The organism is Demetria terragena DSM 11295 (assembly GCF_000376825.1).
In the GTDB taxonomy this organism is placed as follows: domain Bacteria; phylum Actinomycetota; class Actinomycetes; order Actinomycetales; family Dermatophilaceae; genus Demetria; species Demetria terragena.
Genome location: NZ_AQXW01000004.1, coordinates 1703295 through 1728708, shown reverse-complemented (window position 1 = coordinate 1728708; position 25414 = coordinate 1703295). Strand labels below are relative to the sequence as shown.

General features: G+C 64.3%; 24 protein-coding genes and 1 pseudogene. 21 read left to right on the top strand and 4 right to left on the bottom strand.

Annotated features, from left to right (window positions below):
• Positions 1-27: 27 nt before the first annotated feature.
• From F562_RS0112610 to rbsK, 5 genes are all read left to right on the top strand, one after another.
• Positions 28-1416 (top strand): dihydrolipoamide acetyltransferase family protein, encoded by a 1389-nt coding sequence (locus F562_RS0112610; RefSeq protein ID WP_018157328.1) that lies wholly within the window; start codon positions 28-30, stop codon positions 1414-1416.
• A 37-nt stretch (positions 1417-1453) separates the two neighbouring features.
• The gene (locus F562_RS0112605; RefSeq protein ID WP_018157327.1) at positions 1454-2398 is read left to right on the top strand and encodes a sugar-binding transcriptional regulator; all 945 of its coding nucleotides are present in this window, start codon (positions 1454-1456) and stop codon (positions 2396-2398) included.
• Between the two features lie 171 nt (positions 2399-2569).
• On the top strand, positions 2570-3964 hold the full coding sequence (gene fucP, locus F562_RS0112600) for an L-fucose:H+ symporter permease (RefSeq protein WP_018157326.1): 1395 nt from the start codon (positions 2570-2572) through the stop codon (positions 3962-3964).
• A 1-nt stretch (position 3965) separates the two neighbouring features.
• Complete coding sequence (locus F562_RS0112595) at positions 3966-5021, top strand: aldose 1-epimerase family protein (protein ID WP_018157325.1); 1056 nt, start codon at positions 3966-3968, stop codon at positions 5019-5021.
• Positions 5018-5920, top strand: coding sequence for a ribokinase (rbsK, locus tag F562_RS0112590; protein WP_018157324.1), 903 nt, complete (start codon positions 5018-5020; stop codon positions 5918-5920). The genes F562_RS0112595 and rbsK overlap by 4 nt, the downstream gene beginning before the upstream one ends.
• 36 nt (positions 5921-5956) lie before the next feature.
• Here rbsK and F562_RS0112585 read toward each other — a convergent pair whose 3' ends face one another.
• The 3 genes from F562_RS0112585 to F562_RS20270 are packed head-to-tail and all read right to left on the bottom strand — an operon-like array spanning position 5957 to position 8530.
• Entirely contained in the window at positions 5957-6334 is a 378-nt protein-coding gene (locus F562_RS0112585) for a nuclear transport factor 2 family protein (protein WP_018157323.1), read from the bottom strand.
• 43 nt (positions 6335-6377) lie between these two features.
• Positions 6378-8063 (bottom strand): MDR family MFS transporter, encoded by a 1686-nt coding sequence (locus F562_RS19105; RefSeq protein WP_018157322.1) that lies wholly within the window; start codon positions 8061-8063, stop codon positions 6378-6380.
• On the bottom strand, positions 8060-8530 hold the full coding sequence (locus F562_RS20270) for a MarR family winged helix-turn-helix transcriptional regulator (RefSeq protein WP_018157321.1): 471 nt from the start codon (positions 8528-8530) through the stop codon (positions 8060-8062). The genes F562_RS19105 and F562_RS20270 overlap by 4 nt, the downstream gene beginning before the upstream one ends.
• Positions 8531-8646: 116 nt before the next feature.
• Between F562_RS20270 and F562_RS0112570 the strand changes: the two genes are divergently transcribed.
• From F562_RS0112570 to aroQ, 5 genes are all read left to right on the top strand, one after another.
• Positions 8647-10737: a cytochrome c oxidase assembly protein gene (locus tag F562_RS0112570; protein WP_245553646.1), complete on the top strand. Its 2091-nt coding sequence runs from the start codon at positions 8647-8649 to the stop codon at positions 10735-10737.
• Positions 10734-11525: a carbon-nitrogen family hydrolase gene (locus F562_RS0112565; RefSeq protein ID WP_018157319.1), complete on the top strand. Its 792-nt coding sequence runs from the start codon at positions 10734-10736 to the stop codon at positions 11523-11525. The genes F562_RS0112570 and F562_RS0112565 overlap by 4 nt, the downstream gene beginning before the upstream one ends.
• 161 nt (positions 11526-11686) lie before the next feature.
• Entirely contained in the window at positions 11687-12118 is a 432-nt protein-coding gene (locus F562_RS0112560) for an NfeD family protein (protein WP_026181247.1), read from the top strand.
• A 5-nt stretch (positions 12119-12123) separates the two neighbouring features.
• Positions 12124-13548, top strand: a complete 1425-nt coding sequence (locus F562_RS0112555) for an SPFH domain-containing protein (protein ID WP_018157317.1) — start codon at positions 12124-12126, stop codon at positions 13546-13548.
• Between the two features lie 33 nt (positions 13549-13581).
• On the top strand, positions 13582-14037 hold the full coding sequence (gene aroQ / locus F562_RS0112550; protein WP_018157316.1) for a type II 3-dehydroquinate dehydratase: 456 nt from the start codon (positions 13582-13584) through the stop codon (positions 14035-14037).
• On the opposite strand, the gene F562_RS0112545 is transcribed toward aroQ, so the two are convergent.
• On the bottom strand, positions 14025-15104 hold the full coding sequence (locus F562_RS0112545) for an ABC transporter substrate-binding protein (protein ID WP_018157315.1): 1080 nt from the start codon (positions 15102-15104) through the stop codon (positions 14025-14027). The two genes, aroQ and F562_RS0112545, sit on opposite strands and share 13 nt — an antisense overlap.
• Before the next feature lie 77 nt (positions 15105-15181).
• On the opposite strand from F562_RS0112545, the pseudogene F562_RS21390 reads away from it, so the two are divergent.
• The 11 genes and pseudogenes from F562_RS21390 to F562_RS0112495 all read left to right on the top strand — a co-directional run.
• Positions 15182-15472: pseudogene (locus F562_RS21390) on the top strand (iron chelate uptake ABC transporter family permease subunit); the annotation flags it as partial.
• Positions 15473-15521: 49 nt separating this feature from the next.
• Complete coding sequence (locus F562_RS19095) at positions 15522-16229, top strand: FecCD family ABC transporter permease (protein WP_245553645.1); 708 nt, start codon at positions 15522-15524, stop codon at positions 16227-16229.
• The gene (locus F562_RS0112535) at positions 16226-17302 is read left to right on the top strand and encodes a FecCD family ABC transporter permease (protein WP_018157312.1); all 1077 of its coding nucleotides are present in this window, start codon (positions 16226-16228) and stop codon (positions 17300-17302) included. Before F562_RS19095 ends, F562_RS0112535 begins: the two co-directional genes overlap by 4 nt.
• Positions 17299-18111: an ABC transporter ATP-binding protein gene (locus F562_RS0112530; protein ID WP_018157311.1), complete on the top strand. Its 813-nt coding sequence runs from the start codon at positions 17299-17301 to the stop codon at positions 18109-18111. Before F562_RS0112535 ends, F562_RS0112530 begins: the two co-directional genes overlap by 4 nt.
• Positions 18108-19748, top strand: coding sequence for an ABC transporter transmembrane domain-containing protein (locus tag F562_RS19090; RefSeq protein WP_018157310.1), 1641 nt, complete (start codon positions 18108-18110; stop codon positions 19746-19748). Before F562_RS0112530 ends, F562_RS19090 begins: the two co-directional genes overlap by 4 nt.
• Positions 19745-21481: an ABC transporter ATP-binding protein gene (locus F562_RS0112520; RefSeq protein WP_018157309.1), complete on the top strand. Its 1737-nt coding sequence runs from the start codon at positions 19745-19747 to the stop codon at positions 21479-21481. The genes F562_RS19090 and F562_RS0112520 overlap by 4 nt, the downstream gene beginning before the upstream one ends.
• A gap of 198 nt (positions 21482-21679) precedes the next feature.
• A complete protein-coding gene (locus F562_RS0112515) occupies positions 21680-22306 on the top strand; it encodes a hypothetical protein (protein ID WP_156822644.1) in 627 nt (208 codons plus the stop codon).
• Complete coding sequence (locus F562_RS0112510) at positions 22296-23555, top strand: MFS transporter (RefSeq protein WP_018157306.1); 1260 nt, start codon at positions 22296-22298, stop codon at positions 23553-23555. The genes F562_RS0112515 and F562_RS0112510 overlap by 11 nt, the downstream gene beginning before the upstream one ends.
• Positions 23552-23884: a hypothetical protein gene (locus tag F562_RS0112505; RefSeq protein ID WP_018157305.1), complete on the top strand. Its 333-nt coding sequence runs from the start codon at positions 23552-23554 to the stop codon at positions 23882-23884. Before F562_RS0112510 ends, F562_RS0112505 begins: the two co-directional genes overlap by 4 nt.
• 178 nt (positions 23885-24062) lie before the next feature.
• A complete protein-coding gene (locus F562_RS0112500; RefSeq protein WP_156822643.1) occupies positions 24063-24548 on the top strand; it encodes a hypothetical protein in 486 nt (161 codons plus the stop codon).
• A 136-nt stretch (positions 24549-24684) separates the two neighbouring features.
• A complete protein-coding gene (locus F562_RS0112495; protein WP_018157303.1) occupies positions 24685-25356 on the top strand; it encodes a 3-oxoacid CoA-transferase subunit A in 672 nt (223 codons plus the stop codon).
• Positions 25357-25414: the final 58 nt, after the last annotated feature.

Genomic DNA, 25414 nt, shown 5'->3' with positions numbered 1-25414 from the left:
AGACCAAGGATTCGAAGGAGAAGCCACATGGCTGCACAGCTGTTTAAACTCCCCGACCCGGGCGAGGGCCTGGTCGAGGCCGACATCGTGTCCTGGAAGGTCAAGGTCGGCGATCACGTGAAGACCAACGACATCGTGGTGGAGATTGAGACCGCGAAGTCCCTGGTCGAGCTGCCTATCCCGTGGGACGGCACCATCCTGGAATTGCTTGTCTCAGAAGGCGACACGGTCGAAGTCGGCGCAGCCATCGTGTCGGTCGACGTTGTCGGATCGCACCGGGACGACGACCACGCGCACGCACCCGGCGCTGGCGGTGACTCGGTGCCGACCGGGCCGGGGTCGAGTGACAAGGCTGGCGAGGAACGCGTCGCTAACTTGGTCGGCTACGGACCCTCGGATGGCGGGACGACTCGGCGTCGCCGTCGTTCCACCCCGACAACGCCGGTCGAGCTTGTCGAGACCCCGCTTGTCGAGACCCCGCCAGACCCAGCCAGCGCCGCCGCCACCCATCCCGGCTCCGCGTCTCCCGGTGGCAAGGTCCTCGCCAAGCCGCCGGTGCGAAAGTTCGCCAAGGACAACGGTATTGACCTGTCACAGGTGACGCCCTCGGGCGCGGGCGGGATCATCACCCGTGCTGATGTGGAGTCGTTTGCGGCGAGCGGCAGTGCGGCTGCTGCGGTGGCGCCGAGGGCACCCGGCGAGCGGGAGACGCGCGTGCCGATCAAGGGCGTGCGCAAGATGACCGCGCAGGCGATGGTCGGGTCGGCGTTCACGGCACCGCACGTCACCGAGTTCGTCACCGTCGACATGACGGCGACCATGGATCTGGTCGAACGGTTGAAGAATGACCGTGAGTTCCGAGACGTCAAGGTCACGCCACTGCTGGTGCTCGCGAAGGCGATGTGCCTTGCGGTGCAACGGAATCCGCAGATCAATGCCACCTGGGATGAAGCCGCCCAGGAGATCGTGATCAAGCACTACGTCAACCTCGGCATCGCCGCGGCAACCCCACGCGGCCTGGTCGTCCCCAACATCAAGGACGCCGAGCAGATGTCGCTGGGCGACCTTGGGAGTGCGCTCGGTGAGTTGGTCAGCACGGCTCGTGAGGGCAAGACGCCGCCAGCGGATATGTCCGGCGGCACGATCACCATCACCAATGTCGGCGTCTTCGGCGTCGATACCGGCACGCCGATAATCAATACAGGTGAGGCCGCGATCCTGGCCTTTGGGCAGGTTCGCAAGATGCCCTGGGTGGTGCAGGACGCATCTGGTGCAGATGTCATCGTCCCGCGCCAGGTCACCCAACTGTCACTCTCGTTTGATCACCGACTGGTCGACGGTGATCTTGGCTCGCGCTTCCTCGCGGACGTGGCGGCCTTGCTGGAGGATCCGGGACGCGCGCTCGTCTGGGGCTGAAGGCGTACGCCTACACCGTCAACGCGAGGAGGCGCAGGTGGCGAGCGATCGGTATGGGTTGACGCCGCGCGACCAGTTAGCCCTGGATGCGGCCAAGCTCTATTACACGGCTGGCCTCTCGCAGCAAGAGATCTCCGACCTGCTGCACGTGTCGCGACCGCACATCTCCAAGTTGGTGGCTGCGGCGCGAGAGCGTGGATTCGTCCGCATGCAGGTCGTCGATCCGCGCGAGTCCGATGCCGATCTGATCGATGCCGTACGCCGCCGCTTCGACCTCACCGAAGTTCGGCTGGTGATGCCAGTCAACAACAGGCCGATGGGACATCACCAGGCGCTTGGTGACGCGGCCGCGGAGATGCTCAGCACCTTTGTCGGGCCGCACGATGTTGTCGGATTCTGGTGGTCGGGCCTGCTGCATTCGTTCGCCCGCTCAGCGGTGCGGGCCAACCTGCGGCCGCGCGAGTTCGTTCAACTCAATGGCACCGACCCATACGAGGCCGTCGAGACGATCCTCGAGGCGTTCAGTAGCCAGGTCGCTGTGCCCGTACACCTTTATCCTCATCCGATCCTTCATGAAGACCTCACCGCACGCCTCGCAGCAGCGGAGGATCAGATTTCTCGCAGCATCGTTGCGCTCCAATCTGCTTGTGACGTAGCGATTTTCAGTCCGGAGACGGCGGAGGAGTCGGACCTTTGGGATTCACCGCTCATGACCGATCCAGATCGCACGAGCATCTTGAACTCGTCGGTGGGCCAGATTTGCGGGCGATTCATCGACGCGGAGGGGCGCATCGTGGCGCCTTCGCTCAGTCAACGCACCTTGGGCCCGACCCTGACCGATCTGCGCAAGATCAAGCGGACAGTGCTGGTGGGTGGAGGGCACGCGACGATTCCCATCATTCGTGCTGCCTTGGGAAGCCGGTATGCCAATCACCTGGTGACCGACATCGATACGGCAACGGCGCTCGCTCAGGGCAAGTGATCTGAGACACAACTTGGCACATATGTGCCACACAGCCATTGTCTGGCCAGCCCTTTGGGCCTTTCACTGAATTGTCCAAGCCGAGGACGGTCGTGACGATGTCGTCGACCGACGTGCGGAGCCACAAGCGCCCCGTCCCACAGGCTTTGCGCGTTCAGAAAGTAGATGATGATGAGCACTTCCCAGACGGCCGACCTCGACCGTGGGCTGCCGAACAGTTCACCCGGACTGATCAAGGATCCATCCCTTCAGCAGAAGGACGGCTATCTCGATCGGACGCCGCTCTTCCAATTCATCCTGCTGTCAGTGCTTTTCCCGATGTGGGGACTTGCCGCGGGGATGAACGACATCCTCATCACGCAGTTCAAGGCCGTGTTCGACCTCTCGGACTTCGCCTCGGCATTCGTTCAATCAGCGTTCTACGGCGGCTACTTCGTGGTGGCTATCCCGGCCAGCCGGGTCATCCGTCGGACCAGTTACAAGCTCGGCCTGCTGATCGGACTGAGCGTCTACATGCTCGGCTGCTTGATGTTCTTCCCGGCGTCGCACGTCGCAACCTACTCGGTGTTCCTCGGATCGCTCTTTGCCATTGCCATCGGTTTGTCGTTCTTGGAGACGTCCGCCAACACGTACTCCTCGATGATCGGGCCGCGCAGGCAGGCGACCCTGCGTCTGAACATCTCCCAGACCTTCACCGCCTTCGGCTTTCTGGGCGGCGCGTTGCTCGGTAAGTTCCTGGTCTTCACCGACGGCGACGCGCTGCACAAACGCATCGAGGCTGCGGGGTCCGAGGCTGAGCGAGTCGCCATCACCTCCGAGGCGCTGGGCCGAACCCTCGACCCGTACAAGGTCATTCTCGGGTTGTTGCTCGTGCTGATCGTCCTCGTGGCAATCACGCAATATCCCCACGCGAAACCACTACGCGACGACGCCAAAGAGGCAGAGGCGTCGATTGGTGAAACTCTTGCCTACCTGCTGCGCAACAAGATCTTTGGTGCGGGCATCGTCACCCAGTTCCTCTATGTCGGGATGCAGACGGCGTTGTGGTCGTTCACGATTCGGCTGGCCCTCGACATGGATGACTCACTCAACGAGCGTGGTGCGGCGAACTACCTCATTGCCGCGTTCATCGCCTTCTTTGTCGGCAAGTTCATCGCCAACGTGCTGATGACGAAGGTTCACGAAGACCTGGTGTTGATGGGCTATTCGGTGCTCGGCATGCTGACGATCACCTACATCGTGCTGGTTCCGAACTTCACTGCGGTGTATGCCGCGGTCGTCGCTTCTGCGCTGCTTGGGCCAGGCTGGCCCACGATCTTTGCCCGCAACCTCGACATGATCGAAGACAAGCGCTTCACCGAGACCGGTGGCGCCATCATCGTGATGTCAATCATCGGTGGTGCCGTCATCCCGGCAATTCAAGGGCTAGTGTCCGACTCGCTCGGCTCGATGCGGGTGAGTTTCATCGTGAACTTCTTCTGCTTTGCCGCGATCTTTTGCTACTTCCTGCTCCTGCATCGCCGCAGCGCACGCGATGGTGTTGCGCAGGAACACGGGGCGGCCTGAGATGGCGTTCACACTTGACCTTCCCGAGGATCTCTTCGGTTCGGCCGAGCGAGTGGTGTGCGAGAGCTCAGAGGGCTCTGAGTGGTCAGTGCGGGCGCGCCGCTACTCCACCGGCGTCGCGTCCCTGACCATCCACAACTCCCGGGGTTACGTCGAAGTCCTGCCCTACCTCGGGCAGATGATCTGGGATGCCGAGTTCGATGGCGAGTCTCTCCGCATGGCAAGCATGTTCGATGAGCCGCAGAACACCGACCACATCATGGGGACGTACGGCTGCTTTGCCTTCCACGCGGGGCTCTTGGCCGCGGGTTGCCCCTCGCCCGAGGACGACCACGTCCTGCACGGCGAATTTCCATGCGCTCCTATGGATTCCGCGCAGTTGATCCTGGATGAGGACAAGGTGGTGGTCCGGTCGCAGCGCGAGTACGTGATGGGCTTTGGGCATCACTATCTCGCGACCCCGTCCGTCACGATGCGTGCTGGATCAGCCCTCTTCGAGATCGAGCTCGAGGTCACCAACCTTTCGACCTATGCGCCGATGCCGTTGCAATACATGTGTCATCTCAACCCCCGCTTCCTCCCGGGAGCCACGTTGCGCCAGAACCTGCCTCCGGGTGCGTTCGGCCTGCGTGACACCGTGCCCGCCCACGTCACGCCCACTCCGGAGTGGGAGGCGATTAACGAACGGATCCGGGACGGCGAGATCGACCCGGACAGCCTCGTGGGCGCCGAGGTCTTCGACCCCGAGATCGTCTACTTCGCCGACGACCTGCCCGGTCTTGGCTCGGCTCTTCGCTTCTCGATGTCCAACAGCTCAGATTTTGAGTTCGTGACGGAGTTCGACTCGGCCGAGTTCGCTGTCGCGACCCGCTGGATCCTCTCGAACCCAGACCAGCAGGTAGCGGCATACGTCATTCCTGGCACGAGCCGGCCGGAGGGCTACCGCGCGGCCCACAAGGCGGGGACACTGATCGAACTTCCCGCGGGGGAGAGCAGACACTTCGGCGTGACCACTGGACTGGTCGCTGCCGGGGAGAGAGCAGAGACGAGCGCATGACCATTGCTGTCATCGGGTCGAACATGGTCGACCTGATCTCCTACACCCACCGGATGCCCGCCGAGGGCGAGACCATCGAGGCACCCGACTTTCGGATGGGATGCGGCGGCAAGGGCGCCAACCAGGCTGTCGTGGCCTCGCGACTCGGCGCCGAGGTTGTGATGGTCTCGCGGGTCGGCAACGACATCTTCGCCGACTCCACGCTGCAGAACTTTGAAGACAACGGCATCAGCACCAAGCACGTCCTGCGCACCGACGCGACCTCCGGTGTCGCACCGATCTTTGTGGACCCCGACTCCCGCAACTCGATCATCATCGTGAAGGGCGCCAACGCCCTGCTGACCCCCGATGACGTCGAACGGGCGAGGGAAGACATCGCGCGCTGCGAGCTGATTGTTCTCCAGCTGGAGATCCCCTTGGAGACGGTGTATGCCGCGGTTGCGCTCGGGAACGAGCTGAACATCCCGGTGCTCCTCAACCCCGCCCCCGCCTCGCCCGCCCTTGACCTCGATCGCATTCGGGACGTGAGTTTCCTGGTCCCGAACGAGACCGAGCTGGAGCTGCTGACCGGGATGCCGGTCGCGAGCCTGGACGACGTCACGAAGGCGACGCAGGTCTTGCTCGCGGCCGGGATCAGCAACGTCGTGGTGACGCTTGGGGAGCGTGGAGCGCTGTGGGCCCGTGCCGATGGCGAGACGCTGATCGAGGCGACGCAGGTCCGGCCCATCGACACAACCGGAGCCGGGGACGCGTTCATTGGGTGCTTCAGCACGAGCTGGGTAGGTTCACGAGACGTCGAGTCGGCCATCCGGGCGAGCAACGAGTACGCCGCGGCCTCGGTCACCCGACACGGAACACAGACGTCCTACGCGTGGGCCGATGGGCGGTTGCCCGAATAGTGCGGCCGGTTCGATCGGACCGGTACTGCCCGCCCCTTAGGCGCGCTCGGCGAGCTGTGCTCGCCCGGCGGGTGGGTCGTACGGCTCCGGCCAGAAATCCTGCACGGTGGCGATGCGTCCCTCGTCGTCGAAGGTGAAGAACGCGATCCCGGTCAGGTGCTCCTCACCGACGGTGACGTTGGCCCAGGACACGGCCCCCTCGGCGTCGGCGACCACTCGGGTGATGTTCAGGTGCCAGTCGCCGGGGTACTCCCGATTGAACCGGACGTATGCCTCGCGGCCGCGTAGTCGCTCCCGAGTCTGTGGCATCTCGTAGACGACATCGGCACTCACGGTGTCACCGAGGCCCTCCCAGTCGCGAGCCTCGCAGGTCTCCCAGTGGCGGCGGACGGTCGCGTGATGGTCAGTTCCCATGCGCAGAACCTACGACCGACCCCTGACACTGGCCCGCTCTGGCTCAGGGCGTGGACAGGGCGTCGGCAGCGTCCGCATCGGCACGGGCGCTCATCGCCGATTGCGTACGCAACTCGACCTTGGGAAGGAACAGCAACACCACGACCGCGATGACTGCGACGCAGCCGGCGATGAAGAAGACCTGAGAGATGGATTCGGCGAAGCCCTGTTGGAAGGGGTGGGCGACCGCGTCGGGAAGTCTGCTGAGCACGGAGGAGTCGGTTTGCACCTGTTCCAACGCGCCCGCACCCTGGCTGGGGTCGGCGAGGCCCTTGACGACGGAGTACGCCTCGGGGTCCTGTTGGAGTTGCGGGTCGCGCAAGGCGCCGGCGATAGCGCGCCCGAACTCGGGTGTCGCAGCGGCCGCCTTGAGTGCGCTGGCAATGTGATCGGCCACCGTACTGAACAGCAAGGACAAGAACACCGCGACGCCGAGCGTGCCACCCATCTGGCGGAAGAAGGTCGCGCTTGCGGTGGCCATGCCGATCTCGCGGGGCGACACAGCGTTCTGCACAATCAACGTGAGCGGCTGCATACAGTTGCCGAGTCCAATTCCCACCACGACCATCATCGCCATCACGACCGACAACTGCGTGTCTGCCGAAATGGTGGACAGCAGGAAGAGGCCGATCACCAGAAGAGCCGACCCGATGATCGGGAACGGACGAATCACGCCCGTACGCGAGATCAGTTGGCCGGTCACGATGGAAGCGACCATCATGCCGCCGACCAGCGGCAACATCATCAGCCCCGACGCCATTGGAGTGGCGTTGTGCACGATCTGCATATAGAGCGGCAGGGTCATCATCCCGCCGAACATGGCCATGCCGACGATGACTGAGGCGCCGATCGTCACCGAGATCACGCGGTCGCGGAAGATGCGCAACGGGATCAGGGAGTCGTCTCCCATGCGTCGAGCCGACCAGATGAACAACACGATGCCGAGCACACCGACAACCATGAAGCTGATGGAGATGGCCGATCCCCAACCCCATTCGCGACCTTGTTCGGCGACGGTGAGAAGCGGAACGAGGCCCAAGACGAGTGCGCTGGCCCCCCACCAGTCGACGCGGCGTTCTTGGCGCTGGTGCGGCAGGTGCAGCGTCCGGCTCACGACGAACAGCGCGGCCAGGCCGATCGGCACGTTGACCAGGAACACCCAGCGCCATCCGGTGAGGCCAAGGATCGTTTCGTGCCCGGCGAAGAATCCGCCGATGACCGGTCCCAAAACGCTGGACGTCCCGAATACCGCGAGAAAGTAGCCCTGATATTTGGCCCGCTCACGGGGCGGCACGATGTCGCCAATGATGGCTAGTGCCAACGACATCAGGCCGCCGGCGCCGATGCCTTGGATGGCGCGGAAGCCAGCGAGCCCGTACATCGACGTGGCCAACGAGCACAGCAAGGAGCCGAAGACGAAGACGGTGATGGCAAAGATGAAGAGCTTTTTGCGGCCGTACAGGTCGCCGAGTTTGCCGTAGAGAGGGGTCGTGATCGTCGAGGTGATCAGGTACGCCGTGGTCACCCACGCTTGGGCATCGAGCCCGTGCAGGTCATCAGCGATGGTGCGGATCGAGGTGCTGACGATCGTTTGATCGAGCGACGCAAGAAACATCCCCATCATGAGGCCGCCGAGAATCGTCATGATCTGGCGGTGCGTGAATTCGCTAGAGGTAGTTGTGTCGGTCACGCGGAGTCCTTCGCGGTGGTGCTGGCTGGTGTGTGTTCGAGCAGAGCGTGATGGAAACGCTCCAACGCGCGGGTGAGGTCGTCGACTTCGGCGGGTGACCAATCCTGGAGGCGGTCCCGGAACCACTCGGCGCGCTGGGTCCGGACGAGCTCGACGGCAGCTCGACCGGCGTCGGTGATGTGCACCAGGTGTGCCCGCCCATCGTCTGGATCGGATGCGCGACTCGCGAGGCCGCTGTCGAGCAACTGTCCGACCTGGCGGCTCACGGTGCTGATGTCGGAGTCAATCGCTTCGGCGAGGGCAGAGGTGCGCGCCGGCCCGTTGCTCAAGACAAACAGTGCGGGATAGGTCGCGTGATCGACACCGACGGCGGGTTTGGGCAGATGCTGCCGTAGGGAACGCATCGTCTTGATGATCCTGATGACGCGGTGTGCGAGGGCATCAGCGCGGTCAGCGTCAACGGGCACGTACGACTCCTTCAGTTGCTTGTATCATGCAACTATCTACCCCAGGTTGGTCATTCGGCAAATCGGACCGAGTGCCAAGGGAGGGATCGTCCAGGTCGGGTCTCTACGCTGCCCGTGTGACCACGCCCCGTTCTGCACCATCGACATCACGCCGAGGCGCCCCGACTGCACGTGATGAGACTGTCGTCTATGCGGGTCTGGTCGTGCTGATCGGTCTGCTGACGAGCGCCAGTGCGGCGATCTTCACAGGCGCCACGGACCCGATCGCACTATCGGAGGCCGGGCCGACGGTTCGATGGGGAATCCCGTTGCTGCGGGTGGTTTTCGACCTGAGTGCGGCGCTGACTATCGGTCTACTTCTCTTGGGTGGCCTCATCGTGCCCGAGGGCCGTACGACCGCCCGCCGCGCCTTCACCGCGCGCCTGGCGGCACCCGCCGCGGCGGTATGGGGACTGTCCGGCCTGCTTGGCGGAGTGCTCGCGTACGCCGATGTAGCGGGGACCAGCGTCGGCGGGCCGGGTTTCTTTAGCGACTGGTGGACCAATACCTGGCAGTTGGAGACCCTGCGCGCGCCGGGCATCGTCGCGTTCCTGGCGCTCGCCATGTCATTGGTCCTCACCGTCGAGCGTGGACGCAATGCGCAGGCGGCGCTGTTTTTTGTCGGGGTCTTCGCGATGTTCCCGCTGGCGCTCGTGGGGCACTCCGCGGGCGCGGCCGATCACGACACAGGCGTGAACTCGCTGGCGGCGCACCTCATGGGGTCCACGATCTGGGTCGGGGGATTGCTGGGACTGTTGCTGCTCTGGCCGAGGCTGGGCAAGCGTGCTGGCGTCACCGTGCAGCGCTACTCCACCGTGGCGCTCTGGTGCTTTGTCCTCGTGGCCGGATCCGGGTTGCTGAATGCCGCGGTCCGCCTCGGTGGTTGGGGTGGACTGACGACGCGATACGGCGTCCTCATCATGGGCAAGACCGTGGCGCTCATCGTGCTCGGCATGTTCGGCTATCTCCAGCGCGAGCGAGTTGTCCGCACACTGGAGGCAGACCCCTCGGCTGAGCCGCCGCGAAGACTCTTCGTGCGGCTGGCAGCCGTGGAAGTGGCGGTCATGGGTTTCGCGGTCGGTCTGGCCACCGCGCTCACTCGATCGGCGCCACCTGTTCCGGAAAAGATCGTGGAGAGCGACCCGGTCTTTGATCGGACTGGCTACTGGATGCCGCCGGACTTCACCGTGTCTCGCCTCTTCACGATGTGGCGTACGGAGTGGTTGTTCACCACCATTGCGGTCCTCGCTATCGGTGTCTACCTCGCGTGGGTCTGGCGGCTGCGCGCACGAGGTGACTCCTGGCCAATCGGCCGCACGATTGCCTGGGTGAGCGGCTGGGCGCTGTTCGCCTACATGATCGATAGCGGCTTCGGCATCTATGGCCGAGTCATGTTCTCCATCCACATGATCGAGCACATGTCGATCGCCATGACCATCCCGTTGCTGCTGGTGTTGGCTGCGCCGGTCACCCTGGCGTTGCGCGCCCTCCCGAAGCGCAAGGACGCCACTCTCGGGCCACGCGAGTTGGTCTTGGCGACCGTGCATTCCTCGGTAGTTCGGGTGCTCGCCAACCCGGTGGTCGCCGCCCTCGTGTTCTTCCTGAGCCTCATCGTCTTCTACTACTCGCCCGCCTTTGGGATGGCATTGGAGACGCATACCGGCCACATCCTGATGACCTTCCACTTCCTGCTGACCGGCTATTTGTTCGTCTGGTCACTCATTGGCCGGGACCCGGGCCCACCCAAGTGGCCGGCGCCGCTGCGTCTCCTGGTGTTGTTGGTGACGTTGGCTGCACACGCCTTCTTCGGGGTGGCTCTCATGAGCGGTACCACCCTGCTCGCGCCGGAGTTCTTCAGCGCGCTCCAACTGCCGTGGGTGCCAAACCCGTTGGAGGACCAGCAACTTGCCGGCTCGATCGCGTGGGCCACTGGTGAGATCCCGACGCTCGTGTTGGCGATTCTGGTGACGGCAGACTGGTTGCGATCCGATACGGCAGAAGCGCGCAGGCAGGGCCGTCAGGCGGACCGCGATGGCGACGCCGAGCTGGCGGCCTACAACGCCTATCTCGCCGAGCGATCCGGCGCCCGCCCCCCGAGCGATGACCAACCCCGGTCGAGCGAGGACCAACGCCGGTCGAGCCTGTCGAGACCCCCGGAGGAATCATGAAGATCGCAGTGATCCAACTCGGGTACGACGACACCGAGTCCGTACCCGAACGCACCGAGCGCGTGGCGGAGTTGGTACGAGCGCAAGCCGGGCACGATCTGGTCGTGCTGCCTGAGCTGTGGCCGATGGGTGGATTCGACTACCGCGCCTGGGACGAAAAGTCCGAGTCGGTCGAGGGCTCCGTGCGAGCAGCGATCGCGGCCGCTGCGCGGGACATCGGCGCGATGGTCCACGCGGGCTCCATCGTGGAACGCCCAGGAGAGACCGGACCTGAGGGCAAGGAACTCTGGAACACCTCGCTCGTGCTGGGGGCGGACGGAAAACTGCTTGAGACGTACCGCAAGATCCATCGATTCGGTTTTGCCGCAGGCGAACCCGCGCTCATGGAAGCGGGCGAAGACCTGCGCTTCGTCGATCTGCCCAATGGCATGAAGGCTGGCTTGTCCACCTGCTACGACCTGCGCTTCCCAGAGCTCTACCGAGCCCAACTCGACTCCGACGCAACAGCATTCGTCATCCCGGCCGCGTGGCCGATGGCGCGCGTTGAACACTGGCGAGTGCTGCTGCGCGCGCGGGCCATGGAGAACCAGTGCCTCGTTGTGGCCTGCAATACGGCTGGCACCCACGCGCGCGCCGAAATGGGTGGCCACAGTGCGGTGGTGGGGCCGCTGGGCGAAGTGCTCGCTGAGGCCGGCTCCGACGAGGAAATCCTGTCCGTCGAGGTGGCTGACGACCTGGTCGCCACTGCGCGGGAGACTTTCCCCGTGCTGGACGACCGTCGGCTCTAGCGCCGCGTCCCAACTGACATAACCGAGTTAGGTGCCCTTGACCAGGAAGTTTCCTGGTCAAGGGCACCTAACTCGGTTAGTTCCGGGTCGGGTGGTCTGAGACCCCACAGGGATCAGCGACTCTCTCACGAACGCAGGGCCGTCCGGGTTAGGGTCGACTCATGAGAGGCGCATTGATTTGGGTGGGGGCCGCGCTCCTGCTTGCTGGTGCCGAGCTCCTGGGTGCCGAGTTCTTCCTGCTGATGCTCGCGGTGGGTGCGCTCGCAGCCGGCTTCACAGCGGCAGTCACGGGTGACGCCATTCTGCTACCCGCGATCGTGTTTCTCGTGGTGAGCATCGCAATGATCACGCTTGTGCGGCCGATGCTGGTACGCAAGATGCTGGCCCCCGGCCAGCCCAAGCTCGGAATCGATCGGCTGATCGGTGCCCACGCGTTGGTGCTGGAAGAAGTCACCAGCGGGCACGGCCTAGCCAAGGTTGGCGGCGACACGTGGACCGCGCGGATCCCTGATGGCATACCGCCGTTGCCTCCCGGAACAGAAGCCCGTGTGCGTGAGGTACGCGGCGCGACCGTCTATATCGAAAGGGCCTGAAGGCCATGGAACTGCTGATTGTGCTGGCGCTGTTGGTATTCGTCGCCGCCCTGATCGTTTTCAGCGCGGTCAAGATCATTCCTCAGACACAGGCCGCGGTGATCGAACGCCTCGGGCGCTATCACAAGACCGGTATCGCTGGCGTCATGATTCTGGTGCCTTTCTTGGACCGCATCCGCGCCCGAATCGACATGCGCGAGCAGGTTGTGTCCTTCCCCCCGCAACCGGTCATCACCGAAGACAACCTGACGGTCAGCATCGACACCGTCGTGTACTTCCAGGTGAACGACGCTAAGGCCGCGGTCTATGAGATCGCGAACTACATCGTGGCCGTCGAGCAGTTGACCACGACGACCCTGCGAAATGTGGTCGGTGGCATGACGCTGGAGCAGGCGCTCACCAGCCGCGACTCGATCAACGGCCAGCTCCGCGGCGTCCTGGACGAGGCCACCGGCAAGTGGGGCATCCGCGTGGCGCGAGTCGAACTCAAGGCGATCGATCCGCCGCCCTCCATTCAGGAGTCGATGGAAAAGCAGATGCGCGCCGACCGTGACAAGCGCGCCATGATCCTGACCGCCGAGGGAAACCGAGAGTCAGCGATCAAGACCGCCGAGGGTGACAAGCAGGCGGCAGTGCTCTCCGCCGAAGGTGCCAAGCAGGCCGCGATCCTGACCGCCGAGGGTGAGCGTCAGTCGGCGATCCTGCGGGCCGAAGGCCAGCGAGCCTCCAAGTTCCTTACCGCTCAAGGTGAGGCCAAGGCCATCGAGAAGACCTTCGCGGCGATTAAGCAGGGACGTCCCACCCCCGAACTGTTGGCCTACCAGTACCTCCAAACTCTGCCCACCATGGCCAAGGGCGACGCCAACAAGGTGTGGATGATCCCCAACGACTTCTCGAAGGCGTTGCAGGAGTTCGCGCAGAACTTCGGCGACAAGGGGCCCGATGGCGTGTTCCGCTACGAAGCTCCCGAGCCGGAGTCGAACGTTCTCCGTCCGGGCGACGTCGATGAAGATGTCGAGGACTGGTTCAGTTCTACGACCGCCGACGCAGCTATCGCGGCAGTGCGTAAGGCCGAGGAAGCGGCGATGACCCCGGTGGATGAAGCTCCTCTGACCTCGCCGCGAGTCTCGCCGCCGGCTACGACCATCCGACCTGACCAGGCGCCGCCGCCCCGCCCGCCGGAGCCGAGCCGTCCGCTGCCCAGCGACGATGAGGCCGAAGATGATGGGCGTACCGAAGGAATGCAGCTGCCGCCGCAAGGCCCGCAGGGTGGCTGGAATGGCCCACCGCAGGGTCCGCCGCCCGGTCGCCAGGGTCCGCCGCCGCAGGGTCCACCACAAGGCCCACCCCCCGGTCGTCAGGGTCCGCCGCCACAGCAGCTGCCCGGCCAGCCGGGCCCGCGCCCAGACGACGAGGGCCCGCACCAGTAGTTCACTGTTTGGCAGCGCGGCATACTGGGGGTTATGCCGCACCGCATCTTCGCTGTCCTGAACGGTCCGAACCTCAACCTTTTGGGGCAGCGGCAGCCGGAGATTTACGGGCAGGAGACGCTCGATGATGTCGAGCGCTCCTGCCTGGCCGCCGCCAACGACTTGGGGTGCAAGGTTTCCTGGTTCCAGTCCAACCACGAGGGCGCTCTCGTCGACGAGGTGCAGCGACTACGCGGGAACGTCGATGGCCTCATCGTCAACGCGGCGGCATACACGCACACCTCAGTTGCCCTACGTGACGCGCTCGCGGCCTGTGACGCGCCGTTCATTGAGGTTCACATCTCGAATGTGCATGCGCGCGAGGGGTTTCGGCAGCATTCCTATCTGTCGGACATCGCCAGCGGCGTCATCGTGGGATGCGGACCTCAGGGCTATGAACTGGCCCTACGACGACTCCACGCGCTCACCGCCCGCCCTCAGGCGGAATAGGGCTTGGGGCCGGGCACCTTCGTCGCGGGGTCGCTGTCCACGGCGGCCGCCAACTGCGGGACCAAGCTCTTCAACAGGTAGGGGATGCTCAACGGCGTCAAGAAACTGAATGCGACCGAATAGGTCGTGGTCAGTTCACCCTGTTTGGTGGCATACGGGATATAGACCGCGCGGCCCTTCTTGGAAGCCTCGGTCTGCTTCCACAGGCCACCGGTCGCCTTGTTGACCTCTGCTTCTGAGGAGACCCACACAGCCGCCTGGAAGTCGACCTCGCGCGTCCGTTCGGCGCTAATCGAGCCGCCGAATTCTTTTCCACCGCCGATGTCCTTGAACTTGTCGGGAAAAACGAAGCCAAGGTCGGACATCAGCCGGGTACGGGGGTCCTGGGGGCCGTAGATGTAGATGCCCTCGTAGGCGCTAGTGACGGCACACGACTTACCCTTGAACTCAGGATGCGCAGCGGCTGCGTCTTTGATCTGCTTGCGTGTGTCGGCAACGATTTTCTTACCTTTGGCGGACTGCCCGACGGCCTTCGCCACGATGAGCGCATTGGCGTCCCAGGACACGCCGTAGTCGAGGAACTCCTTGGGCTGAGCGACGGTCGGTGCGATTTTGGACAACTTGGCGTACTCGGCGGAGGTCACTCCTGCGTAGTTGCCCAGGATCAGATCGGGCTTGAGTCCAGCGATCTTGCCGATCTGGATGCCGTCGGCAGTCGAGAGGACTACGGGTGCTGGCTTGCCGTTCAAGAGAGGCCGCGCCCACGGATAGATCTCGTCCTTCGCGCCCATCAGCCATTCAGTGACGGCAACGGGGACGATGCCAAGAGCGAGCAGCATGTCCTGTTCGACTAAGCCGACCAGCACGATGCGCTCTGGACGCTTGGTGATGGTGGTCTCGCCAAACTTGTGAGCGATCGTGACGGGGAACTCGTCGCCAGCAGTGGGCTGTGCAGAGGTGTTACCGGTTGCAGATCCTGAGTTCTCCTCAGTAGCTCGGCACGCACTGAGGGCGGCCAGAGAGAGCGCTGAGCCCCCGAGTAGGAGAGAACGGCGGGCAAGAATCACGGGTGGCCTCCAGCAGCAAAGACATCAATAATTTAGGCTAACCTAGCCTAAATTAACCAGACTGTCCGGATGGATGCATGCCCGCCGTTACGAACGCACCCGCTCCCGTCGCGCATACGGCGTCCTCGCGATCGGCTCCTCACGCAACTCGGGGTCTGGTTCTCCTCGCCGTTGTCGTGGTTGGTGGAGCGCTGCTCAGCCTCATGGTGGGTAATCAGATGCTCGCGCCGTCAGAGGTCGTCCAGGTCCTGTTCCAGCCCGACGGAAGCGAAGCCGATGGCATCGTCAACGGGCTGCGGCTTCCGCGCACGTTGCTGTTGCTGATCACGGGTTCGGCGCTCGGCGTAGCCGGAGCGTTGATGCAGGGGTACACCCGAAATCCTCTGGCCGACCCTGGACTCCTGGGCGTTAGTGCGGGTGCCTCTCTTCGCCGTGGTGCTGGGCATCTATCTCGCGAACATCAACGCGGGACTGCAATACACCTGGTTCGCCATGATCGGCGCTGGCATCGCCTCCTGGCTCGTGTTTCTGATTGGGTCCACCCGCGGCGGCCCCAATCCCACGACGTTGGTGCTTGCAGGGGCTGCGGTGAGCGCGTTGGCGGGAGCCCTGACCAGCGCCATCATCACCTCGGAGGCTCGGACTTTGGATTCCTACCGGTTCTGGGTCGTGGGGTCAGCGGCCGGCCGCGGCATGGAAGTCTTCTGGCAGGTGCTGCCATTCATCGCCGTGGGCGCAGTGCTCGCGCTCCTGGCGGCACCCGGGGTCAACCTGCTGCAACTCGGCGATGACGTCGCGAGTTCTCTCGGACTACACCCGACCAGGCAGAAGGCACTGGGCATCCTGGCAATCATGTTTTTGTGCGGTGGGGCGGTGGCCGGATGCGGTCCCATTGGTTTTGTCGGTCTCGTCGTTCCGCACATCGCGCGTTTTCTCGTCGGTGTCGACTATCGGTGGGTGGTGCCGTATTCCGCGCTCATCGGCACGGTTGTCCTCACCTCCGCCGACATCCTGGGTCGGGTGGTCGCGGGCGGGGCTGAAGTGCAGGTCGGCATCATGATGGCGCTTGTCGGCGGTCCTCTCTTCGTGGTGTTGGTGCGTCGTCGAAAGTCGATCTCCCTATGAGCGCGTTGACTAAGCAGGCAGTGCCTGCCGTACGCCTCGGCCCGGTGTCCTGGCGAGTTAATCTGCGGGCGGCGGTGGTCGCCGTCGGAGCGTCTGCGGCTCTGGTGCTGGCGGTATGCCTGGGCATTGCCCACGGCGACCCCGAGTTGAGCCTTAGTGAGGTGATCCGCTCGCTGACGGGTCGCGGCACCATGGCGACCGACCTCGTCGTGTACGAGTTGCGGCTGCCTCAGACTGCCGTTGCCGTGCTCTCCGGGGCGGCGCTCGGCCTGTCTGGCGCACTGGTGCAGACCCTGGCGCGTAACCCCCTGGCAAGCCCCGACGTGATTGGGGTCAATGCCGGGGCGGCCGTGGGTGCGGTGGGCTTCTTGATCCTGGTGGCGGGCCAGACCGGCGAAGTCGGTACGGACCTCATGGCACGGATTGGCCTCCCCGCGTCAGCCTTGGTAGGTGGCCTGCTCACGGGAATGCTGTTGCTGAGCTTGTCGGGGCGTGGTGGCGCCGACAGCCAACGACTCATCTTGCTGGGTATCGGAGTGAGCGCCGCGCTGACGGCGGTGACCTCCTACCTCATCGTGACCGCTCGCCTCGAGAGCGCCGTCCATGCCCAACTGTGGTTGACCGGATCGCTCAACAACCGCGGCTGGGTCGAAGCCACGCCGATCGTCCTGGCCCTGGTGGTTGGCGTACCCACAGCATTGCTGTTGCGTCCGACATTGCATGCGATTGCGCTTGGCGGAGATACCGCCAAAGGCCTGGGCGTGCGCCTCGACCGGGCACAAACCGTCCTTCTGTTAGGCGCGGTGCTGCTGGCCGCGACGGCTGTTGCCGGCGTCGGCCCGCTGGGCTTTGTCGCCTTCGTGGCGCCGCAATTGGCTCGCAGGATTGCCCATACTGCGACCCCGCCACTGGTGAGTTCACTGCTGGTGGGTTCGACCCTGGTGGTCATCGCCGATCTGGTGTCGCGGGTCCTGCTGCCCACGCCGCTGGCCGCGGGGATCGTGACGTCGCTGATTGGTGCGCCCTATTTCATTTTTCTGCTCCTTCGCTACAACCGGAAGCGATCTGTATGAGTACCAGCCGACTTCGCGCGGAGTCGTTGACGATCGCCTACGACGACCACGTAGTAGCCCGTGACCTCAGCCTCGACCTTGCCGACGGCCGTATCACCACCATCATCGGTCCGAACGGGTGCGGAAAGTCGACCGTCTTACGGGCTCTTGCCCGGTTGCTGCCTTTGCAGGCGGGCACGGTGTGGCTCGACGGTCAATCGATCCACGATCGCCCCAGTCGGGAGGTCGCTCGCGAGTTGGCATTGCTCCCGCAGGCGCCGCTCGCGCCCGAGGGCTTGCTGGTTCGCGACCTGGTCACGCGGGGGCGTCATCCCCACCAGACGTGGTTCCGTCAGTGGTCGCCCGGAGACGAGGTTGCCGTCGATGAGGCACTTGCCTGGACCTCAACCTATGAGTTCAAGGACCGGCCGCTGGAATCCTTGTCCGGCGGGCAGCGACAACGCGCGTGGATTGCGATGACGCTGGCTCAGCACACCGACCTGGTGCTGCTGGATGAGCCCACGACCTACCTCGACCTTGCGCACCAGGTCGATGTCTTGGAACTCGTGGCGCGGCTGAACCGGGAACAGGGCCGTACCGTGGTGATGGTGTTGCACGATCTCAACTTGGCCGCGCGGTATAGCGATCAACTCGTCGTCATGCATGCGGGGGCGATTGTGGCCCAAGGCGCACCACGCGACGTGGTCTCGACCGACCTGCTGAAGGAGGTGTTCGGCCTCGACGCGATTCTGGTCGACGATCCCACCGGGGCCGCTCCGATCATCGTGCCAACCGGGTCCAAGACTCCGAGCCCGGCTGACGCTGTATGACAGCGCAGACCGCTCAGACTGACCAGACACTCTCGGCGCGCGGCATCTTGCTGCGTATGGTGCGCAGGCATCGCCGCCGCCTGGCGGCCTACTGTGCACTGCTGATGCAGTGGCAACTGTGCGAGGCGTTGGTGCCGGTGTTGATCGGGGTGGTGATCGACCGGGCGGTCGCTACTGGAAGCGGCACCGCCATGGTCTGGTGGGGTACGGCTTTCGTGGCGTTGTTCCTGGTGCTCAGCATGTCCTACCGGTTCGGTGCGCGGATCGGGTTCCGGGTCATGCAGTACGAAACCCATCAGTTGCGTGGTGAAGTTGCCGAGCACGCGCTTCATCCGCGCGGAGTGCGGTCGACCAGCTTGACCGGGGAGGTCTTGTCCCTCGCGACCAGTGATGCCGAGCATGTGGGGTCGGTCGTTCGGTCTCTGGGCTATTCGCTCGCCGCTGCCGGATCGATCATCCTGAGCGCCGTCGTCCTATTGCGGGCCGACCTTGTTGTTGGTTTGGTCGTGCTCATCGGTGTCCCGATCTCGCTGGGCCTGGTCCAGATCCTGACACCCGTGATCTCGCGCCGCAGCGCTGCGCAGCAGGCGCAGATCGCGAGTGCCAGCGGACTGGCCACCGACTTCATTCGCGGGCTGCGGATCCTGAAGGGCATCGGCGCCGAGAGCGCCGCGAGTGAGCGCTACGCGAAACGGTCGCAACTGGCCCGAGACGCGAGTATCAGGACCACAACGTCCTACGGTGTGATGCAAGGAATCACGCTCACGACCAGCGGAGTGTTCCTCGCCGTGGTCGCCCTGGTCGCCGGCCAACGTGCGGTGTCGGGCGACGTCACGATTGGCCAACTGGTGGCCGTGGTGGGGCTGACTCAGTTCTTGGCCGAGCCGATGACTGGCCTGGGCCATGTCGGGGCCCAGATCGGGATGGCGTACGCCTCTGCTGGCCGGATCGCCACATTCCTGGCGTCGCCGCCGCTCCTGCACTCAGGCGAGCGAGGATGCGAGGCGCCCGCTCCAATGGTCGCGCTCCAAGAGGTGGACGGTGCCACAGTTCGCGGCGTGACCTTCCACGTCGCACCCGGCGAGATGGTGGCTCTTGCAGTCGATGATCCAGCGACGGCAAGCGATGTCGTCGGGCTTCTGACGGGCGAACGGCAGCCAACCGGCGGCGAGGTCACCCTGGCGGGTGTGAATTTGGCCGAGCACCGTATTTCTGAGCGACGTCGCGTGATGTTGGTCAACCCGCATCACACCGACCTGTTCGCGGGCAGCCTGCGCAGCAATATCGACCTGCTGGGGAGCCTGCCGGAGGCGTACCTCACGGACGTCCTCCTCGCGTCGGCCACGGATGACGTCGTGGACTTGCACCCCGATGGCCTCGAACAGGAAGTGACGGCCAAGGGACGCACCTTCTCAGGAGGCCAGCAGCAGCGCATCGCGTTGGCCCGGGCGCTCGCTGCTGACCCGCCGGTGTTGGTCCTGCACGACCCGACGAGCGCCGTCGATGCAGTGACTGAGCAACGCATCGCCGAGGGTATTCGGCGTATCAGGCATGAGGTCGGGAGCACCCGCTCGACCTTGTTGATTACCACGAGCCCGGCGCACCTGGCCGTGTCGGATCGGGTAGTGCAACTGTGAGAACGAACCAGTTGCTGCCGATCGCCGATCGCCGCGAGACCGTACGCGGAACCCTGCGTTTGCTGCGTCGCTACTGGGTTCCTACCAGCGGTGCGGTCGCGGCCTTCCTGCTCGCGGGTCTGGCCACGATGGTGCCGCCATGGCTGCTCGGTGTGTTGGTCGACGACGTGAGCACCGACCAGAATCGCGTGGTTCCCCTGGTCCTTGGGATTGCCGGATCGGCCTGTGCAGCAGGCGTTTTCATGATGCTGGCGGTGTCGCTGATGAGTCGCGCCGGGGAGCCCGCGCTGGCCGATCTGCGCGAAGAAGTCGTGACCTGCGCCCTTGATCTAGATTCCGAACGGGTGGAGCGCGCAGGCACGGGCGACCTGTTGTCCCGGGTCGGTGATGACGTCCGGACGGTCACCGAAGCGCTGGGGGAAGTGCTTCCGCTCGTGGTGAATTCGGTGATTGCCGTGGCGTTCACCACCGCAGGACTGTTCGCCCTCGACTGGCGGCTCGGCCTGGCAGGCCTGGCGGCGGCGCCCTTGTACCTCTTGGGCTTGCGCTGGTATCTCCCGCGATCGGCTCCGCTCTATCGCGAGGAACGTATCGCGCAGGGTGAACGCGCACAGGCCCTGGTGGATGGCATCAGCGCCGCGCCAACGGTGCGGGCGTTCGCGCTGGAGGATGTGCAGCGCGGCCACGTTGAGCGCACTTCGTGGCGAACTGTCGGCATCGCCGAGACGGTGTTTCGGCTCCTCACCCGTTTTGGAACGCGCAACAACATGTCCGAGCTCGTGGGGTTGTTGAGCATCCTGACCGTGGGTTTCTTCGGGGTACGCAGCGACTGGTTCACGGTGGGTGCCGTCACCTCGGCGGCGCTGTACTTCCACCGCCTGTTCAACCCCATTGGCGCGCTGATGATGCTCTTCGACCAGGTTCAATCGGCGGGCGCTTCCTTGTCCCGGCTCATCGGCGTCACGCTGATGACTCCTCCGGCAGCGCGCGAGGCTCTCCCCACTGGGTCTGCCGAGGCGATCGAACTTCGGGGCCTGGAGCATGCGTACGTCGCAGGGCGGCCCGTCCTGCACCCGCTCGATTTGCGACTCGAGGCCGGTGAGCGCGTCGCGGTGGTGGGCGAGACGGGAGCGGGCAAGACCACGCTTGGATCCATCGTCGGGGGTGTCCTGCAACCAGCGAAAGGCTCGGTACTGCTCAACGACCGCCCCTATGCACAGGTCGATGTCCGGCAGCGGGTGTGCGTCGTCAGTCAGGACATCCACGTCTTCACGGGCAGCATCAGAGAGTCCATCAACCTGGTCCGTCCGGAGGCCAGCGACGACGAACTCTGGGCGGCACTCGACAACGTCAGCGCGACTGGCTGGGTTCGGCACCTACCTGACGGGCTCGACACCGTCGTCGGTGAACACGGGCACCCCCTCACCGCAGCGCAGTCCCAGCACCTCGCCTTGGCGCGGATCGCGCTGGCCGACCCTGGGGTGATCGTGCTCGACGAGGCGACGGCCGAGGCCGGATCCGCCGGCGCCCGCCACCTGGAGACAGCCGCGCTCGCGGTCACGCGCGGTCGTACGTCCCTGGTCGTGGCTCACCGCCTCACCCAGGCGCAGTCGGCCGATCGAGTCCTGGTCATGCACGACGGGCGAGTGGTTGAAGACGGTACGCACGAGCAACTGGTGGCCGCTGGCGGGACTTATGCGCGTCTTTGGGAGGCGTGGTCGCGTGGGCGATAGGGGGACAAAATTCCGGCCCCCGCACGGATGTGCGGAGGCCGGAAGTGGACTAGTTCACCAGCCAGTGCTGGAGTCGAATGTGCTCATGTCCGACGCCTCCTCATAGGTCGTTCGCGCACTTAGCGCATACGTGATCTTACCCAAATGTGCCACGGCCTGGCACCCTTATCGCACGCCAATTCGATTACGGTGGCGTTTGTGTCCTTGAGATGGCAGTCAGGCTCTGAACAGGTCGTTCTCCCCGATGTGACCCGTGAGCGAGTACGAGGTCTGCTCGACGTTGGCCGATATCGCACCCTTTTGGTGTTGGGTGCGCACGGCCCGGAGAAGGCTCATGTGCTCGCGAAGCACACCAGACTCTCGACCAAGGAGACCGTCGGGCACCTCCTCGCGCTGAGAGACCTCGAATTGATCGAACGCGATCTCGATGCCACGCAAGACCGGTGGGCCCACTGGCAGGTCATTCGAGGTTCTTTCGACATCACCCAACTGGCCCAGAGCGAGGACGCGGAGGACCACAAGACATATGTCGAGTGGCTGGGTGTGGTCGCCCAGCACCAGATGATCGCGTTAGGTGACTGGCGACGTGACTGGGACGCCTACCCTGCCGAGTTGCGGCGAATGGCTATCAGCGCCGAGCGCATCCTGGTGTCGATGTCCGATTCTGACCTCGATGAGCTCCACGCTGAGATCGAGGCGCTAGCGGAGCGCTGGCACCGACGGGCGCGGCAGAATTACGAGAGCCCGGACCCTGAAGCCACCTATCGACCTGCTTTCCTCTTCTCCCACATGTTCCCTCTAGAACCGTCATCACGTGAGCGTTGACACCTGGAGCCTGCGTCAGGTCGCTGGCCACTCCCAGTTCCAGATCTACTGGATCGCGGCGATTGCCGATGCCACGGTCACCGGGCTCTGGACCGCTATGCTTCTCTGGCTCGGCACGAGTGCAAGTTCGCCAGCCATCGGGGCAATGGTCATTGCGGCTGGCATCGTTCCAGCGCTCTTGCTGGCACCGATTGGTGGAACGCTCACCGATCAACTCGGCCAGGGGCGAACAGTGGTCGTTACGACGGTCTTGCGCACTGCCATCCTTCTTGGCTGGTTGGTGTTTGGAGACAGTGCTGGGCTAGCCGCACTTGCGATCGCAGCCTTGGCATTCAACGGAATCGGGGGCTTGCACGAGCCTGCAGTGTCGACATATATGACGACCTTCCTGCCGCCGGAAGCTGCGCCCGCCGGTCGCTCGGCAGAGGCGACGGGGCAGCGCATCGCTCAGTTGGCCGGGATTGTGATCGGTGGCCTCACACTGACGGCGACGGCGAGTGGTCGCACTGCGGTCACCGCAATTGCGGTTGCGATGTCAGTATTGGCTGTCCTCTTGTTCACTATCGTGTATTCCCGCGCCCCAGACAGAGTCAGCGCCTCCGCGCGGCGGGCGGTGGCAGCCGAGCCCTTTGGAAAGCGACTCCGCCGAGGACTGGAGATCATCTGGAGCCACCCGGTTATTCGACGCACTATCTTGGCGCAGACAGTCGCCAGCGGAATGATTGAGGGCGCTGTCGTCGCCGGAATTCCCTTCCTCGTTCGTGATCACGACCTGCCCTCCGAGGCCTTCACGTGGTCGCTCGCTGGGCTCTTCGCGGGGCTCTTCATCGGAACGGTCGCGTACGGCAGCCAGGTGCATCGAGTGCGGCGCATGCCCAGGACTGGTTTGTTGAGTTTCCTTGGCGCGGCGTGGTGCGTGATCCTCATAGGTCTGCTCGGCGGTGCCCAATGGCAAGTGATGGTGCTCCTGAGCGCCCTAAGCGGGGCGTTCATGGCGGCAGGTGGCACGTGCCTCACAGGGTGGACGACGCGTCAGGTCCAACGTGATGCCGAGATTCGCGGGGAGGCGGTGCTAGGACGGTTTGGCGCTGTCATCGCGATCGCCAAGCAATCTGACCGCGTCGGCATCCTCCTCTTCGGTTTCCTCGCCACCGGAATTGGTGTCGAGACAGCAATCGTGACTTTCGGGGTCGTGCTCTTGGCGATTCTGGTCTGGACGATCGCGCCCAAGGAGGTTCGCGCGGCATGACCGCATTCGTCGCGTTGCCCGACTTCTCTGCGCGGCTCGCCGCGTTGCTCCGTGCATACGGCCTGAACGGCAACTCGCTGAGCGCGGAGTTGAGGAGTATCGGGGTCGGTTGTTCTCCGCAGCACGCGTACCGATTGCTCAATTTTCCGGACGGTCAGGTGCCGAAGCTGTCCGCGGAGTTGCTCGCCGGGATCCTGCATGTCTGTCCGGTCGAACCCCAGTACTTCTTTGATGGTGATGTCGGCGATCTGGACGAACGGCTCACGGCGATGTACGTCGAACGAACCGAGCCTGCGAACCGTCGGCCGGGCCCCCGCCCCCGCCCGTAGACCATCGGGTTTACCAACTCTTGACCAAAATCGAACCAAATTTAGATCCGCAACTCGTTGCCGCGACGACGATCATGGTCCATGATCTATTGACAAGATGTTTCACATCCAGGTGATACAACTCCGCGGCATAAACGTCCTCGTGCGAGGGCAGGCCAACGAGGAACAGGGGAGCAGCATGACGATGACGGTGATGACGAGTCCGAGTGTGACGGCTCGTGCGCTCCTGGCTGGTCCTTCGGTTGGTGCCGAGGTCACAGAGGTTGAGCGTGTTCTTCGCGATCTCATGCGAGGGGGCGGCAATGACTGGATTGCTGCCGCGGTGACCTGCCCGCTGGATGAGTATCCCCGCTTGGAGGGCGACATCTCGCGAGTGCAGACCGCGACGTCGGCCGATAATGCGCGTCGGCTGATTGAGGACGTTGCGGCTCTGGACCGGGTTGATGACTCGGTGACGGTTCTTCTCCTGAACGACCCACATCCTTTCTTCGATCTTTTTGGCGAAGGTTGTGGCCTGGCAGAAACCCTGCGTGGGTTGCGTCAATCGGGCGCACGACGTGGTGTTCACCTGTTCGCGCGCAGCCCGTTGCTGACGGACAGATTCATCAGTCGGCTCTGCCAGGCCGAGCGTCCGCGCCGCTATGCGCGCCGCGCTATCGCCTGATCGGCGAGTTTTACGCAAAGCGGCTTCCCGGAGGGGGAGGCCGCTTCGCGTTTGTCCCTGCGGTCGGCGGGTGGGGCCTGCGTACGATCAAGCGAGGCGGGTGACCACCGCACTCGACGATTGAGAAGGATGCGCCATGACTGCGGCTGTCTACGACGATGCGGGCGAGGCGGTCGCCGACATCCCGGACGGGGCCACCGTCCTGATTAGTGGCTTCGGGGCGCCGGGGCAGCCCATGACGTTGGTCGAGGCGCTCATCGACAACGGGACGACTGACCTCACCGTAGTGAGCAACAACGCGGGCAACGGCGAGGTCGGTATCGCCCAGCTCATCAAGCAGCGCCGCGTTCGCAAGGTCATTTGCTCCTACCCTCGCCAGGTTGACTCATGGCACTTCGATGAGTGTTATCGATCCGGCGAACTCGAGCTGGAGCTTGTGCCACAGGGCAATCTCGCGGAGCGAATTCGAGCAGCAGGTGCGGGAATCGGCGCGTTCTTTACTCCGACCGCCTATGGCACGCCGCTTGCCGAAGGGAAAGAAACCCGCATCATCGACGGGGTGGGGCAGGTCCTGGAATTCCCGATCAAGGCGGAGTTCGCGCTCGTCGGAGCCGACGTCGCCGATCGCAGCGGAAACCTGCTCTACCACAAGACCGCGCGCAACTTCGGCCCGATCATGGCGACAGCCGCGACGACCACCGTGGTCGAGGTCCGTGAGGTCGTCGAGACCGGGGCGATTGACCCCGAGGTCGTCGTCACCCCAGGGATATTCGTCGACCGGATTTTCACGCCAAACCCGCCGGCCTGAGCCTCGACTAGCCGTCGACCGGCGGCATACGCAGAGTGTGACCTTGTCCGGACCGTGC

Coding starts and splice junctions, on each gene's coding strand:
- F562_RS0112610 (WP_018157328.1), top strand. CDS start 28: ATGGCTGCACAGCTGTTTAAACTCCCCGACCCGGGCGAGGGCCTGGTC.
- fucP (WP_018157326.1), top strand. CDS start 2,570: ATGAGCACTTCCCAGACGGCCGACCTCGACCGTGGGCTGCCGAACAGT.
- F562_RS0112595 (WP_018157325.1), top strand. CDS start 3,966: ATGGCGTTCACACTTGACCTTCCCGAGGATCTCTTCGGTTCGGCCGAG.
- rbsK (WP_018157324.1), top strand. CDS start 5,018: ATGACCATTGCTGTCATCGGGTCGAACATGGTCGACCTGATCTCCTAC.
- F562_RS0112585 (WP_018157323.1), bottom strand. CDS start 6,334: ATGGGAACTGACCATCACGCGACCGTCCGCCGCCACTGGGAGACCTGC.
- F562_RS0112565 (WP_018157319.1), top strand. CDS start 10,734: ATGAAGATCGCAGTGATCCAACTCGGGTACGACGACACCGAGTCCGTA.
- F562_RS0112560 (WP_026181247.1), top strand. CDS start 11,687: ATGAGAGGCGCATTGATTTGGGTGGGGGCCGCGCTCCTGCTTGCTGGT.
- F562_RS0112555 (WP_018157317.1), top strand. CDS start 12,124: ATGGAACTGCTGATTGTGCTGGCGCTGTTGGTATTCGTCGCCGCCCTG.
- aroQ (WP_018157316.1), top strand. CDS start 13,582: ATGCCGCACCGCATCTTCGCTGTCCTGAACGGTCCGAACCTCAACCTT.
- F562_RS0112535 (WP_018157312.1), top strand. CDS start 16,226: ATGAGCGCGTTGACTAAGCAGGCAGTGCCTGCCGTACGCCTCGGCCCG.
- F562_RS0112530 (WP_018157311.1), top strand. CDS start 17,299: ATGAGTACCAGCCGACTTCGCGCGGAGTCGTTGACGATCGCCTACGAC.
- F562_RS19090 (WP_018157310.1), top strand. CDS start 18,108: ATGACAGCGCAGACCGCTCAGACTGACCAGACACTCTCGGCGCGCGGC.
- F562_RS0112505 (WP_018157305.1), top strand. CDS start 23,552: ATGACCGCATTCGTCGCGTTGCCCGACTTCTCTGCGCGGCTCGCCGCG.
- F562_RS0112500 (WP_156822643.1), top strand. CDS start 24,063: ATGACGATGACGGTGATGACGAGTCCGAGTGTGACGGCTCGTGCGCTC.
- F562_RS0112495 (WP_018157303.1), top strand. CDS start 24,685: ATGACTGCGGCTGTCTACGACGATGCGGGCGAGGCGGTCGCCGACATC.